Origin of the sequence: uncultured Bacteroides sp., from assembly GCF_910586915.1 — a bacterium.
Taxonomy (GTDB): domain Bacteria; phylum Bacteroidota; class Bacteroidia; order Bacteroidales; family Bacteroidaceae; genus Bacteroides.
In genome coordinates, this window is the sequence record NZ_CAJULN010000014.1 from 1 (window position 1) to 14441 (window position 14441).

The following is a 14441-nucleotide window of genomic DNA, read 5'->3' on the forward strand; positions in this document are numbered from 1 at the left end:
GACTTCGTGAAAGGACTTTACGAGAAAATTATAGAAACCGACATCTACAAAGAATATATGGCTTCTGAAGACCATTCATATGAAGCCGACCGTGAGTTGTGGAGGAAAATCTATAAGAACTATATTTTCAACAACGAGGCGCTCGACCAAGTGCTCGAAGACCAAAGTCTGTATTGGAATGACGATAAGGAAATTGTAGATACATTCGTATTGAAGACAATCAAGCGTTTTGAGGAAAAGAATGGTGCCAATCAGGAATTGCTTCCCGAATTTAAGGATGATGAAGACCAGGAGTATGCACGCCGCCTCTTCCGCCGCACTATTTTGAACGCCGATTACTATCGTCATTTGGTAAGCGAGAACACCAAGAACTGGGATTTGGAACGTATTGCCTTCATGGATGTGATTATCATGCAGACGGCATTGGCGGAAATTTTAAGTTTCCCGAACATTCCGGTCAGTGTTTCGTTAAATGAATATGTGGAAATTGCGAAGCTGTATAGCACAGCCAAGAGCGGCGGCTTCATCAACGGAACGTTGGACGGCATCGTCAATCAATTGAAGAAAGAAGGTAAGTTGAATAAAAACTAATACCTTATTATAATAGTAGAAACTAAAACCGATTATTTATGAACGTATTTGCTGTATTATTGCAAGCTCCCGGAGCACCGGCCGACGGAAGTATGATGTGGATTATGCTGATAGCCATGTTTGTTATCATGTATTTCTTTATGATTCGCCCTCAGAACAAGAAACAAAAAGAAATAGCCAACTTCCGTAAGTCATTGCAGGTGAATCAGAATGTGATTACCGCCGGTGGCATTTACGGAACCATCAAGGAGATTGCAGACGATTATATCGTGCTTGAAATTGCTTCCGGTGTGAGAATCAAGATTGACAAGAATTCTATTTTTGCTGATGCTTCGGCAGCCGGCAATCAGTCTAAGTAATTTCCAGTTGGTAAAGAAAGGCCTATGCTTGCCCGTAGGAAAATAAGATATACTTATTTAAAACTATCCAAGAGAATTAAGGACTTTCTGCTCAGCGACAAGAGCAGAGAGTTCTTAATTTTTTTGTTTTTCTTCTTGGTAGCCGGCGGATTCTGGCTGCTTCAGACATTGAACAATGATTATGAAGCGGAGTTTTCCATCCCGGTACGCGTCAAAGACGTCCCTAACAATGTGGTGCTGACTTCGGAACCTCCTTCCGAACTGCGCGTCAGAGTGAAAGATAAAGGCACCGTCCTCCTTAATTATATGCTGGGGAAGAGTTTCTTCCCGGTCAATCTGAATTTCTCCGACTACAAAGGAAAGAATAATCAGGTGAAGATATACGCTTCCGATGTCGAGAAGAAGATACTGGCACAGTTGAACGTATCTTCCAAGATTCTTTCCATCAAGCCCGATACGCTGGATTATATCTACTCCGAAGGCAAATCCAAACGTGTGCCCGTCCGCTTTCGGGGCAAGGTGACTGCCGGACTTCAATATTACGTGTCCGACACGATTTGCAATCCGGACTCGGTATTGGTTTATGCTCCCGAAAATATGTTGGATACGATAACCGCCGCCTATACGCAGAAGATAAGTCTGGAAAATATATCCGATACCACTCGTCGGCGTGTGGCGTTGGCTTTGGAAAGAGGAATGAAGTTTGTCCCCTCTTCGGTAGAGATGACGTTTCCGGTTGACATATATACGGAGAAGACGGTAGAAGTGCCGTTGTACGGAATCAACTTTCCGGCAGACAAAGCATTGCGTGCCTTTCCTTCAAAAGTTCAGGTGACGTTTCAGGTAGGGTTGAAGCGTTTTCGCAGTATCAAAGCGAGCGATTTTGTGATAAATGTTCCTTATGAGGAATTGTTGAAGCTGAGTTCGGATAAATATACGGTCAGGTTGAAGGCCTTCCCCGGTGGAATCAATCAGATACGTATCGTGCCCGAACAGGTTGATTTTCTGATAGAACAAGTCTCTTCAAATGGCGATTAAGATTGGAATAACCGGTGGCATCGGTAGCGGAAAGAGTGTCGTTTCCAAGTTGTTGGAGATGATGGGAATCCCCGTGTATATATCGGATGCGGAAGCAAAGCGCATCACGAATACCAACGAAGAGATTCGTCGTGAACTGTGTGCTTTGGTAGGGCAGGAGGTGTTCTGCAACGGCGAATTGAACCGTCCGCTGCTTGCTTCCTATATGTTTGGCAATGCGGAGCACGTGAAGCAGGTGAACGGAATCATCCATCCACGGGTGAAAGAGGATTTCCGTCGGTGGACACTCCGCTGGGGCGACAAACCGTTGGTAGGGATGGAATCTGCCATTCTCATTGAATCGGGTTTTAGAAGCGAGGTCGATTTTCTGCTCACGGTCTATGCCCCGTTGGAGGTAAGAGTGGAGCGTGCCGTCAGGCGCGACGGCTCATCGAGGGAGTTGGTGATGAAACGCATTGAAGCGCAAATGAGTGATGAAATAAAAAGAAACCAAGCCGATTTTGTGATAACGAATGACGGTGAAACGCCTTTAATTCCGCAGGTTTTGGAGCTTATTTCTTTGCTATCTAAAAATAATCATTACCTTTGCCCTGCAAAAAAATAATTAATTAAACAAAAGGATATATACTATGTTGAAGACTATCTTGTCTATCTCCGGCAAACCGGGATTGTACAAACTAATTTCGCAAGGAAAAAATATGTTGATTGTAGAATCAATCAATGCTGAAAAGAAACGTTTCCCCGCTTATGGTAATGAGAAGATTATCTCACTGGCAGATATAGCAATGTATACGGACGACGCAGAAGTTCCTTTGTACGATGTGTTGGAGGCAATCAAGACAAAAGAACAGGCGGCTGCCATTGCCATCGACATCAAGAAGGCTACTTCGACCGAGTTGCGCGACTATATGGCAGAGGTACTGCCCAATTATGACCGCGACCGTGTGTATATGGCAGACATCAAGAAACTGATTTCCTGGTACAACATTCTGATTACTAACGGTATCACGGAGTTTAAAGCGGAGCAGGAACAGGAAAAACAAGAAGAGGAAGCCGAATAATCAAACTTCCTCTTAAAAGATACCATGATTTTGTTTCAGAAAGTCGGCAGGCTCTTTTTCAAGGTCTGCCGACTTTTTTTAGTTTAATTTCTAAAAACCAATCCTTCGCCGTTTGTATCGACGATAATCGCTTTGCTCCGGTCTACTTCCTGCGAGAGCAACTTTTTGGACAAGTCGTTCAGCAGATAGCGCTGGATAGCCCTTTTTACCGGACGCGCTCCGAATTCGGGGTCATAACCCACTTGTGCCAGGAAATTCAAGGCAGCTTCCGTCATCTCCAGTTGCACGCCGTTCTCCGCAAGCATTCTCTGTACGCCTTTGATTTGTAAGAGAACGATTTGCCTGATTTCCTTTTCCGTCAGCGGCAAGAACATGATGGTTTCGTCAATACGGTTCAGGAATTCGGGACGGATGGTCTTTTTCAGCATATTCATCACTTCCTTCTTCGTCTCTTCGATAACCTCCTCTTTGTTGCCTCCGTTCAGTTTCTCCATCTGGTTCTGTATGTATGAGCTACCCATATTGGAAGTCATAATGATGATGGTATTCTTGAAGTTGACTACCCGACCTTTGTTATCTGTCAGCCGTCCGTCGTCCAATACTTGCAATAAGATGTTGAATACATCCGGATGCGCTTTTTCTATCTCGTCAAATAACACCACGGAATAAGGCTTCCGGCGGATGGCTTCGGTCAACTGGCCGCCTTCATCGTATCCCACATATCCCGGAGGTGCTCCGACCAGCCGCGAAACGCTGTGCTTCTCCTGATACTCGCTCATGTCGATACGGGTCATCATCGTCTCGTCGTCAAACAGGAACTCCGCCAATGCCTTCGCCAACTCTGTCTTGCCCACACCAGTCGTTCCGAGGAAGATAAACGAACCAATCGGGCGCTTCGGGTCTTGCAGCCCGGCACGGCTCCGGCGCACGGCGTCGGCAACCGCTTCAATCGCTTCCTCCTGTCCGACTACCCGTTGGTGAAGTTCTTCTTCCAGATGCAGCAACTTCTCCTTCTCGCTCTGCATCATCTTGCTGACGGGGATTCCCGTCCAACGGGATACTACATCTGCGATATCTTCCGCATCCACTTCCTCTTTAATCATGGCTTTGTCGCCCTGCATTCCCCGAAGTTTCTGCTGCGTCTCTTCTATCTCTTTGTCTAAGGCCTGGAGTTTGCCGTAGCGTATTTCCGCCACTTTGCCGTAGTCGCCTTCGCGTTCCGCCTTTTCAGCTTCAAACTTCAGGTTTTCTATTTCCACTTTGTTCTGCTGAATCTTGTCCATCAGCGTCTTTTCGCTCTGCCATTTCGCTTTGAACGATTTCTCCTGCTCCTTGAGTTCCGCCAGTTCCTTACCGATGGTTTCCAGTTTGGGCTGGTCGTTCTCGCGTTTGATGGCTTCGCGCTCAATTTCCAACTGCTTGATTTTGCGCGAAATCTCGTCCAACTCTTCCGGTACGGAGTCTACCTCCATGCGCAGTTTGGCAGCAGCTTCGTCCATGAGGTCGATAGCCTTGTCGGGTAAGAAGCGATCGGTGATATAACGGCTGCTCAATTCAACGGCGGCTATAATCGCATCATCCTTGATGCGCACATGATGGTGGTTTTCGTAACGCTCCTTCAGTCCGCGCAGTATGGAGATGGTGCTCAGGTTGTCCGGTTCGTCCACCTGTACGATTTGGAAACGGCGCTCCAAAGCCTTGTCCTTTTCAAAATACTTCTGATACTCGTCGAGCGTAGTCGCGCCGATGGAACGTAATTCCCCACGGGCTAAAGCCGGTTTCAGAATGTTGGCGGCGTCCATCGCACCTTCGCCTTTTCCCGCTCCGACCAGCGTGTGTATCTCGTCGATGAACAGAATGATGTCGCCTTCCGACTTCTTCACCTCGTTTACCACCGCTTTCAAACGCTCCTCAAACTCACCTTTGTACTTGGCGCCTGCCACGAGCGCACCCATGTCAAGCGAATACACTTGTTTGTTTTTCAGGTTTTCGGGCACGTCACCGCGCAGGATACGATGCGCCAGCCCTTCGACGATGGCAGTCTTTCCCGTACCCGGTTCGCCAATCAGAATCGGATTGTTCTTTGTGCGGCGGCTCAATATCTGGAGCACCCGGCGTATTTCCTCGTCGCGCCCGATGACAGGGTCCAACTTGCCGCTACGGGCGGCTTCGTTCAGGTTGATAGCGTACTTTTCCAACGACTGGTAAGTGTCTTCGCTCGATTGCGACGTCACTTTTTCTCCTTTTCTCAGTTCGCCGATGGCGTTGCGCAACTCCTTTTCCGTCATGCCCGCGTCCTTCAGAATGGTAGATACGGTGCTCTTCACGGTGAGCAGTGCCAGTATGATGTGTTCCAACGAGACGAATTCGTCGCCCATTTCCTTTGAATACTGTGTTGCTTTCTGCAATACCTCGTTCGATTCGCGGCTCAGATACGGCTCTCCGCCCGATACCTTCGGCAGCGAATCAATCTGCCTGTCGACAACGAGAGCCACTTGCTGTCCGTTCATGCCCAACTTTTGAAATAGGAAGTTGGTTACATTCTCGCCTACCTTCATCACTCCCTGCAGGATGTGTGCAGGTTCGATGGCCTGCTGTCCGCGGCCATGCACCAAGTTCACGGCTTCCTGCACCGCTTCTTGGGATTTGATAGTAAAATTGTTAAAGTTCATATCGTTGTTCTCCTTTCTTTGTTTCACGTTTCTAATAACACTCGGAAGGGCGCAAAAGATTTGCCAACGGCAAAAATCAGCCAAAATAGCACACCTGCCGATGCTTTACGGGACAAAATGGCCTCTTTTGCATACCAAACTGACGAATTAACTGAAAAAGAACGTCGTAAATGAAACTATTGTCGTACCTTTATCCACTGTAATAACATAATATATAAAAGGTATGAACGAAAAACCTCAAGTGAAATTGGCTGAAACAGTAGTGCTGATAGACGCCGCTTATCTGAACCTTGTAATTATCGATATGCAAGGATACTTTGAAAATATCTTGCATCGTCCCTTACAGGAGATAGACTTGGCGCAACTGGCACTTTATCTGACGTTGGACGCCGGATTGACGGAAGGAGAAAACGAAGTGCAATTTCTATTTGTCTACGATAAAGAGGGTGCGCGGATTGTGAACTGCCAACCTTCCGATTTCAAGAATGAACTCAACAACGTTGCCTTCAAGAGCAGTTACGGCGAATTTTTCTTTGCCACCGTCTGCACGGAAGACGTGGTGACGCGAGAAGACCTGTTTCTCGACCTGCTTGCCCTTGTCACCGATTCGCCGGATGTGAAGCGGGTGATTGCAGTCCCTTTCAACGAAGACTATGGTGAACGGGTGATTGAAGCGCTGAAAGCGGTGGAAGGAAAAGAAATCACCCAACTGATGATGGTAGAACCTAAGTCGCCGTTGCCCTACAAATGGGATATGTTGGCTTTCCCCGTCATGCAGGCGTTGGGTATCAAAGCCGACGAGTTGGAGTAAGAACGCCTGCCGTCGGTATATCTGTCTACTACTTACTGTTTAAAATCTGCTTCCGTGTCCGATTTTCGTTTAAAGGTTTTTCAGAGTGTGGCGAAGAACTTGAGTTTTACAAAGGCTTCGCACGAATTGTTTGTCAGCCAGCCTGCCATCACCAAGCACATTCAGGAGTTGGAAACTTGCTATCAGACGCGCCTGTTCGAGCGTCAGGGGAGTAAAATCTCGCTGACCCAAGCGGGCGAACTGCTGCTGAAACATAGCGAGAAGATTCTGGACGACTACAAGCGGCTGGAATATGAGATGCATCTGTTGCACAACGAATATACGGGCGAACTGAAATTAGGTGCCAGTACTACGATTGCCCAGTATGTGCTTCCCCCGTTGTTGGGGAGTTTCATAGCAAAGTTTCCGCAAGTCAACCTTTCGCTCTTGAACGGGAACTCGCGCGAAGTGGAAACGGCTTTGCAGGAGCACCGGATAGATTTAGGGTTGGTGGAAGGAATCTTCCGCCTTCCCAACCTGAAATATACTCCCTTTCTGCGCGACGAACTGGTCGCAGTGGTGCACACGCGCGCCCGGCTCAACGTGCGGGATGAAATCGCTCCGCAAGACCTGCCCGCCATTCCTTTGGTGCTGCGCGAAAGAGGTTCCGGCACGTTGGATGTATTCGAACGCGCCCTGTCGCAGCATAATCTCAAACTCTCTTCTCTGAATGTCATGATGTACCTCGGCAGCACGGAAAGCATCAAGCTGTTTCTCGAACATACCGGTTGCATGGGGATTGTCTCCATCCGTTCCGTGCATAAGGAGCTTGCCGCCGGCAGCCTGCGCGTGGTCGAGATAAAGGGGATGTCAATGCAGCGCGAACTTAACTTTGTGCAACTGCAAGGGCAGGAGGGAGGATTGTCGCAAGTCTTTATGCGGTTTGCAGGACATCACAGCAAAAGCCTCTGAACCTGCACAACTCTCCTTTCTGCCCAATAGAGGCGTTTCTCACGCCATGCAGGGGCTTTTTCTTATTCTCCTTGCACAGCTTCGGCTGTAATCTTTCTCTTTATATATATCGTATGCGTTCCTCTGCCCGTAGATGTCAGGCCCGAGTCGGATTGTTGCGCCCATGTTTTCAGTTCGTTGGTAGCCGTAGTCTGGAGCAGTCCGGTCAGTTTGCGATATTCCCTTACGGTGAGGAACGGATACTCGTCAAGATGCTTGAGTGCCAGTGCCAACCGTTGTTCGGGTGTGTACTTTGTCGACGAGCGTTGCCGTTTCCAGGGCGCCCTTTCCAGTCGGCATCTTTCGCTGATGTTTCTCAGCATCGCCCTGTCTACCCGGAAATTGACTCCGCCTATGAAGATGCTCTGCGCGTTGCGATGTTTCCCGCCTTCTTCGGCTTCTTCGCGTTCTTTGCCCTTGCCCAATGTGAGTGCAGGGGTGAACGTGCCTATTCCGTCTATTTTCACCGAGCGTCCTTCTGCCATGAGTTGTGCCATTTCGATGGCCGTCTGAAGCAGCACGCCTTCGATGTCGCCCGGACTGAATCCGCTCGTGTGGCTCACTCGTTGCGTCAGTTCCTTTAAGTCTGCATTGCTTATCCGCGCAAATTTGGGATAAGTGATTCTTTTGCCTGTTTTTTGGAGGTCGGGCATCTCTTCCATGATGTAATGTGCCATACATTTTTTTGTTTAAAGTATTAATAGATTGGCTCTTATCTATTAGAAGAAAACTTCCTCTGTATTAAATGCAAACTTCTTTTCTCCTAACTCTAAAGTTCCGTTTGATTGCTCATAAACTATAAACGAAGGTTTTGTTTTTATAAACGAAGCCTTCGTTTATAAAAATGAAACTTGCATTTATATAATCAAAACCTTCATTTATAGTTTATGATTAGACAAAGATAAGTTTTCTATTGGATAAAAAGAAGTTTATGGGTAATAAAGTGGAAGTTATTTGTTAATGGAGTGAGGGAGAAGGAGCGGACGTTGCTGCGTGGGCGTGAGGTGGTTTCGGGAGAACGGAACGGGGGATGGGAGGAGGGCTGCCAGATATTTATGGCTGCTTTTTTGGCTTGGCTGCGTAAACCGGCAATTATTTGAAGAAGGGGCTAAGGTGGAAAAATAGGATACTTACACGCTGTCTGTCGTTTAAGTTTGACGAAAATTGCCTGGAATATATGGAAAATGCTGGCTTTTGTGCTGGCTCTTTCGTAATTAGTTGTAATTTTGTATGGAGAAAGTTTGGTGGATGGATATAAAACTTCAATGATTGAAGTGAGGGACGAATAATAAAACGAACCAAATGACAAATACATTGTTGAATAAATAATTAAATAGTATTATTATGGGTTGTTTGATGAATCTTTTATGGCTCTTGTTTGGTGGTATTTTCACGGCAGTAGAATACCTTGTCTCAAGCATATTGATGATGCTTACCATCATCGGAATTCCCTTCGGAATGCAGACGTTGAAACTGGCAGGACTGGCTTTGTGGCCTTTCGGCAAGGAAGTGAGAACCGGAAACCGTTCCGGCGGTTGCCTTTACATACTGATGAATGTGCTGTGGATACTCATCGGAGGTATCTGGATTAGTTTGTCACACTTGGTCTTTGGGCTGATTCTGTGCATCACGGTCATCGGTATTCCCTTCGGTCTGCAACACTTTAAACTGGCGTCTTTGGCATTGACACCCTTCGGAAAAGACATTGTGACCGTGTGAGGAGAGTTTCGGAACAGGGAGTGTCTATAACTAAAAGTTATAATATATAATTAGAAACTATTGGTGTGTCTTGATTGTTTCCCGTACCTTTGTGCCCCGAAAACAAATAAAAGATAAAAAAACATGATTTCAACAACTACAAAAATGTTGCAGGCAAACAACAAGACCATTTATGTCGTATTGCTTTCCACCCTGACTCTCTTTCTCTTTTTAGACTATATTCCGGGCTTGGAAGCATGGGGAGCATGGGTCACCCCGCCGGTTGCTTTATTTCTCGGACTTATTTTCGCACTGACTTGCGGACAAGCGCATCCGAAGTTCAATAAGAAAACATCCAAATATCTGTTGCAATATTCGGTTGTCGGGTTGGGTTTCGGGATGAATCTGCATTCTGCTTTGGCTTCCGGCAAGGAAGGTATGGAGTTTACCGTTATCTCGGTAGTCGGTACTTTGGTGATTGGCTGGTTCATTGGGCGTAAGTTGTTCAAGATAGACCGCAATACGTCCTATCTTATCAGTTCGGGAACTGCTATTTGTGGAGGAAGCGCCATTGCAGCCGTAGGACCGGTGCTGAAGGCGAAAGACAGTGAGATGTCTGTTGCGCTGGGTACTATTTTTATTCTCAATGCAATAGCACTCTTTATATTCCCGATGATTGGCCATGCTTTGGATATGACCGAGCATCAGTTCGGAACATGGGCGGCAATAGCCATTCACGACACGAGTTCGGTGGTCGGTGCGGGTGCTGCCTATGGCGAAGAAGCCTTGAAAGTGGCTACGACCATAAAGCTGACTCGTGCGCTGTGGATAATTCCTATGGCTTTTGCCACTTCATTTATTTTCAAAAGCAAAGGACAGAAAATCAGTATCCCCTGGTTTATCTTCTTCTTTGTGTTGGCAATGGTGGTGAATACGTATCTGCTGGACGGCATACCGCAGTTGGGAGCTGCCATCAACGGAGTAGCCCGCAAGACTTTGACGATTACGATGTTCTTTATCGGAGCTTCCCTTTCTTTGGATGTTTTGAAGGCGGTCGGGATTAAGCCGTTGGTGCAGGGAGTGTTGCTTTGGGTAGTGATAAGTTTGAGTACGTTGGCTTATATCTATTTTGTGTAAAAGAAGAGTGCTCGGCATATATAAAGAAAAACGGCGGTAAGTTGTAACTCACCGCCGTTTTTCTTTATTCTTTTTTCTTCAATGCTTCGAATATCAAGCCTTCCAGTTCTTCGGCAAGTTCCGGATTGTCGGCAATGCATTGTTTGGCTGCATCGCGTCCCTGTCCTAACTTGGTGTCGTTGTAGCTGTACCATGAGCCGCTCTTCTTGATGATTCCCAAGTCGGCGCCTAAGTCGATGATTTCTCCGGAGTGGGAGATACCCTCGCCGAACATGATGTCGAATTCCGCTCTGCGGAAAGGAGGAGCTACCTTGTTCTTTACCACTTTCACTTTGGTCAACTTGCCCAAGATTTCCTCACCGTCTTTGATGGGCTGGCTACCGCGTATATCCATACGGACGGAAGCATAGAACTTCAGTGCGTTACCGCCGGTGGTTGTTTCGGGATTGCCGAACATGACGCCAATCTTTTCGCGCAACTGGTTGATAAAGATACAAGTCGTACGCGTCTTGCTTACAGCCGAGGTCAACTTACGCAACGCCTGAGACATCAGACGTGCCTGGAGACCTACTTTATTGTCGCCCATATCACCTTCGATTTCTGCTTTCGGCGTCAGTGCGGCAACAGAGTCGATAACGATGATGTCGATAGCGGAAGAGCGAATCAACTGTTCGGCAATTTCCAAAGCCTGCTCACCGTTGTCCGGTTGGGAGATATACAATTCGTCGATGTTCACGCCTAATTTGGAAGCGTAGAAACGGTCGAAAGCGTGTTCGGCGTCGATGAAGGCAGCGATACCGCCGGCTTTCTGCGCTTCGGCAATGGCGTGGATGGCCAGTGTTGTTTTACCCGAAGATTCCGGACCGTATATCTCGATTATTCTACCTCTCGGGTAACCGCCTACGCCGAGTGCCACGTTCAAAGCAATGGAGCCTGTCGGAATCACTTCTACTTGTTCCACACTATCGTCGCCCATCTTCATGATAGAACCTTTGCCGAAGCTCTTTTCTATCTTTTCCATGGCGGCCTGTAAGGCTTTTAGTTTCTCGCTTGATGCCATTTTATTATCTGTTTCAAAATTAAGTTCGTCTTTCTTTGCCATACCTTATTATATAATTAATGGATTTATTGGTTTAAAATCTGTGCGGTATGTTCTTTGGTCTTCACCTCCCTCGGAGAGATAATCCGTTCTACGATTCCTTCTTCGTCAATCAGGAAAGTAGTGCGGAGAGTACCCATATATGCACGTCCGTACAGTTTCTTTTCTCCCCACACGCCGAAGGCTTCCACCAACTTCTTGTCCGTATCGGCAATCAGCGTGAAAGGAAGGTTGTTTTTCTCGATAAACCTCTGATGCGACTTCTCGTTGTCTATGCTGACGCCCACTACTTCGTAGCCTGCTTGGCGCAGGGCGGAATAGTTGTCGCGTAGGTTACACGCCTGTGCCGTGCAGCCCGATGTGCTGTCCTTCGGATAGAAGTACAGCACAAGTTTCTTTCCTTTATAAGCACTCAGACGGATTTCTTCGCCTTTCTCGTTTCTTCCCAACACTTCCGGTGCTTTGTCTCCAACGTTAATCATAAAATGTCTGTTGTTTATAATTCGAGGTCTTTGTCAAACTCTTCATGCCAGGGCAGGCCTTGCTTGTTGAGCTGTTCCATGAACGGGTCCGGATTGAACTCTTCCACGTTATTGACTCCCGGACGTTTCCATTCTCCCTTGAAGAACATCATCGCTCCAATCATTGCCGGAACGCCGGTAGTGTAGCTTACTCCCTGCATACCAGTCTCTTTGTATGCTTCCTGGTGGCTACAATTGTTGTACACATAGTATGTACGCTCTTTTCCGTCTTTCAGTCCGCGGATGCGGCAGCCGATGGATGTTTCGCCTTCGTAGTTCTCACCCAAATCCTGCGGATTAGGCAATACGGCTTTCAGGAATTGCAGGGGAACGATTTTCATTCCATTGTAGTCCACTTCGTCAATACGTGCCATACCGATGTTTTGGATAACGCGTAAGTGAGTCAGGTATTCCTGTCCGAACGTCATCCAGAAACGTGCACGCTTGATGGTCGGGAAGTTTTTCACCAACGATTCCAGCTCTTCGTGGTAAAGAAGATATGAGTCGCGCGGACCGATATTCGGATAAGTCAGGTCTTTATGAATTTCCAACGGTTGGGTGGTTACCCATTTGCCGTCTTCATAATAACGTCCGTTCTGAGTAATCTCACGGATATTGATTTCGGGATTGAAGTTGGTGGCGAAGGCTTTGTGGTGGTTGCCCGCATTGCAATCTACAATATCTAAGTATTGAATCTCATCGAAGTAATGTTTCGCCGCATAGGCAGTGTAGATGCCGCTTACACCTGGGTCGAATCCGCAACCGAGGATGGCTGTCAGTCCGGCTTCCTTGAAGCGTTTGTGGTAAGCCCATTGCCAACTGTATTCAAAGTGAGCTTCATCTTTCGGTTCGTAATTCGCCGTGTCCAAGTAGTTCACTCCCGCTTGCAGACAGGCTTCCATGATGGTCAGGTCTTGGTAGGGAAGAGCAACGTTAATTACCATCTCCGGCTTGAAATCGTTGAATAAGGCAACCAGTTCTTCCACATTGTCCGCGTCGACTTTGGCTGTCTTTATATGGGGATTACCTATTGCTTCGACGATTCGGTCACATTTCTCTTTTGTACGGCTGGCAATCATGATATCTGTGAAAACATCAGCATTCTGTGCCACTTTGTGCGCAACGACAGTACCCACACCGCCTGCACCAATAATAAGAACTCTACCCATTTCTTTAAATTGCGAATTAAAAATTATGAATATTAGAATTGTTTATGGAGCAAATATACGTGATTATTTTAGATAATCATTCGTATACACCTCTTTTATTTATATCATAGCTAAGGTGTTGTCTTGTTCAATGAACCATCATGCGGTTTATTTTGTTTGATAGATAAAGGCAAATGTATATATTTTAACTTCCAACGGAAGGTGTATTGTGTGTAAACTGAATTGATTGACAGTTGTTTATAAGATTATCCTTATCGGAGTAAAGTTATTTTATAGCATATTTGAGTGTTGTTTTCTAAATCTTTTGATATCTTTGTCGTCGAATTTAACTTAAACGTTATAACATATGAATAAAGTATTAGTTTCAATTTGCATTGCAGGTACAGCATTTGCAATGTCTTCGTGCCGGACGGCTGAAAAAGCAACTCCCTTGTCAACGATTAACGGGGGATGGAATATTGTAGAAATTAACGGCTCGAAGGTGACTCCGGGCGAAAGTAGAACCCTTCCTTTTATCATGTTCGATACGGAGACGGGACGTATATCCGGCAATAGCGGATGTAACCGTATGATGGGTAACTTTGATGTCAATGCAAAACCGGGCAGCCTTGAACTGGGTGCTATGGCAAGCACTAAAATGATGTGTCCGGATATGACTACCGAAAGAAATGTATTGGGTGCTCTCGCACAGGTGAAAGGATATAAGAAAGCCGGTAAAGACAAATTGTATCTCTGTAATGCGTCCAACCGCCCGGTTATGACTTTAGAAAAAAAGGAGGCGAATGTGAAACTGTCAGTTTTGAATGGAGAATGGAAAGTGAAGGAAGCGAATGGTGAAGTGATACCTTCCGGTATGGAAAATCAACCTTTTATTGCTTTCAATGTGAAGGAAAAGACTATTCACGGGAATGCCGGATGTAACGTGATAAACGGTGGCTTTGAAACCAACGCAGACAACGTTCAATCAATCTCTTTTCCGAGAGTGGCAAGCACAATGATGGCGTGTCCGGATATGGATACGGAAAGCAAAATCCTGAAAGCAATCAATGAAGTGAAGTCTTTTGATGTATTGGCAGGCGGCGCTATCGGTATGTATGATGCAAACAACGCATTGGTGCTCGTCTTGGAAAAAAGGTAAATAAATATAGTTATATATAAATAAGGTGTGCCTGTGTCGTAGCATAACGACATGGGCATATTTTTTTCATACATTGAACCGAATACGCCTGCATTTGTTTATTGGAAGTTGTTGCTGTCTAAGTCTGGAAGCGACTATGACAGCCGCGTTTTATTTA

The 14441-nt window shown here is 46.4% G+C and carries 15 protein-coding genes; 10 read left to right on the top strand and 5 right to left on the bottom strand.

Going from position 1 to position 14441, the window contains the following annotated elements:
- The 5 genes from nusB to QZ331_RS07125 form a co-directional block, all read left to right on the top strand.
- Positions 1-591 (top strand): transcription antitermination factor NusB (gene nusB, locus QZ331_RS07105; protein ID WP_294629255.1); only part of this gene is annotated, 591 nt, incomplete at its 5' end.
- 38 nt (positions 592-629) lie between these two features.
- Positions 630-950 carry a preprotein translocase subunit YajC gene (gene yajC, locus QZ331_RS07110; protein ID WP_294629256.1) on the top strand — a complete coding sequence of 107 codons (321 nt, stop codon included), beginning with the start codon at positions 630-632 and terminating at the stop codon, positions 948-950.
- 24 nt (positions 951-974) lie between these two features.
- Positions 975-1988: a YbbR-like domain-containing protein gene (locus QZ331_RS07115; protein ID WP_294629257.1), complete on the top strand. Its 1014-nt coding sequence runs from the start codon at positions 975-977 to the stop codon at positions 1986-1988.
- Entirely contained in the window at positions 1978-2592 is a 615-nt protein-coding gene (gene coaE, locus QZ331_RS07120; protein ID WP_294629258.1) for a dephospho-CoA kinase, read from the top strand. Before QZ331_RS07115 ends, coaE begins: the two co-directional genes overlap by 11 nt.
- 25 nt (positions 2593-2617) lie before the next feature.
- The gene (locus tag QZ331_RS07125; protein ID WP_294629259.1) at positions 2618-3049 is read left to right on the top strand and encodes a DUF5606 domain-containing protein; all 432 of its coding nucleotides are present in this window, start codon (positions 2618-2620) and stop codon (positions 3047-3049) included.
- 83 nt (positions 3050-3132) lie between these two features.
- On the opposite strand, the gene clpB is transcribed toward QZ331_RS07125, so the two are convergent.
- Positions 3133-5721: an ATP-dependent chaperone ClpB gene (clpB, locus tag QZ331_RS07130; RefSeq protein WP_294629260.1), complete on the bottom strand. Its 2589-nt coding sequence runs from the start codon at positions 5719-5721 to the stop codon at positions 3133-3135.
- 223 nt (positions 5722-5944) lie between these two features.
- On the opposite strand from clpB, the gene QZ331_RS07135 reads away from it, so the two are divergent.
- Entirely contained in the window at positions 5945-6532 is a 588-nt protein-coding gene (locus QZ331_RS07135; protein WP_294629261.1) for a DUF6621 family protein, read from the top strand.
- A 54-nt stretch (positions 6533-6586) separates the two neighbouring features.
- Positions 6587-7483: a LysR family transcriptional regulator gene (locus QZ331_RS07140; protein ID WP_294629262.1), complete on the top strand. Its 897-nt coding sequence runs from the start codon at positions 6587-6589 to the stop codon at positions 7481-7483.
- A gap of 62 nt (positions 7484-7545) precedes the next feature.
- On the opposite strand, the gene QZ331_RS07145 is transcribed toward QZ331_RS07140, so the two are convergent.
- Complete coding sequence (locus QZ331_RS07145; RefSeq protein WP_294629263.1) at positions 7546-8199, bottom strand: HU family DNA-binding protein; 654 nt, start codon at positions 8197-8199, stop codon at positions 7546-7548.
- A 667-nt stretch (positions 8200-8866) separates the two neighbouring features.
- Here QZ331_RS07145 and QZ331_RS07150 point away from each other — a divergent pair.
- Positions 8867-9241 (top strand): YccF domain-containing protein, encoded by a 375-nt coding sequence (locus QZ331_RS07150; protein WP_294629264.1) that lies wholly within the window; start codon positions 8867-8869, stop codon positions 9239-9241.
- Positions 9242-9364: 123 nt separating this feature from the next.
- Positions 9365-10357 carry a putative sulfate exporter family transporter gene (locus QZ331_RS07155; protein WP_294629265.1) on the top strand — a complete coding sequence of 331 codons (993 nt, stop codon included), beginning with the start codon at positions 9365-9367 and terminating at the stop codon, positions 10355-10357.
- A 64-nt stretch (positions 10358-10421) separates the two neighbouring features.
- Here QZ331_RS07155 and recA read toward each other — a convergent pair whose 3' ends face one another.
- Genes recA through QZ331_RS07170 form a run of 3 tightly spaced genes read right to left on the bottom strand, consistent with a single transcriptional unit; the run spans position 10422 to position 13146 of the window.
- Positions 10422-11459: a recombinase RecA gene (recA, locus tag QZ331_RS07160; RefSeq protein WP_294629266.1), complete on the bottom strand. Its 1038-nt coding sequence runs from the start codon at positions 11457-11459 to the stop codon at positions 10422-10424.
- Positions 11460-11482: 23 nt separating this feature from the next.
- A complete protein-coding gene (bcp, locus tag QZ331_RS07165) occupies positions 11483-11938 on the bottom strand; it encodes a thioredoxin-dependent thiol peroxidase (protein ID WP_294629267.1) in 456 nt (151 codons plus the stop codon).
- A gap of 14 nt (positions 11939-11952) precedes the next feature.
- Positions 11953-13146, bottom strand: a complete 1194-nt coding sequence (locus QZ331_RS07170) for a saccharopine dehydrogenase family protein (RefSeq protein ID WP_294629268.1) — start codon at positions 13144-13146, stop codon at positions 11953-11955.
- 346 nt (positions 13147-13492) lie between these two features.
- Here QZ331_RS07170 and QZ331_RS07175 point away from each other — a divergent pair, with 346 nt between their 5' ends.
- Complete coding sequence (locus QZ331_RS07175; RefSeq protein ID WP_294629269.1) at positions 13493-14284, top strand: META domain-containing protein; 792 nt, start codon at positions 13493-13495, stop codon at positions 14282-14284.
- Positions 14285-14441: the final 157 nt, after the last annotated feature.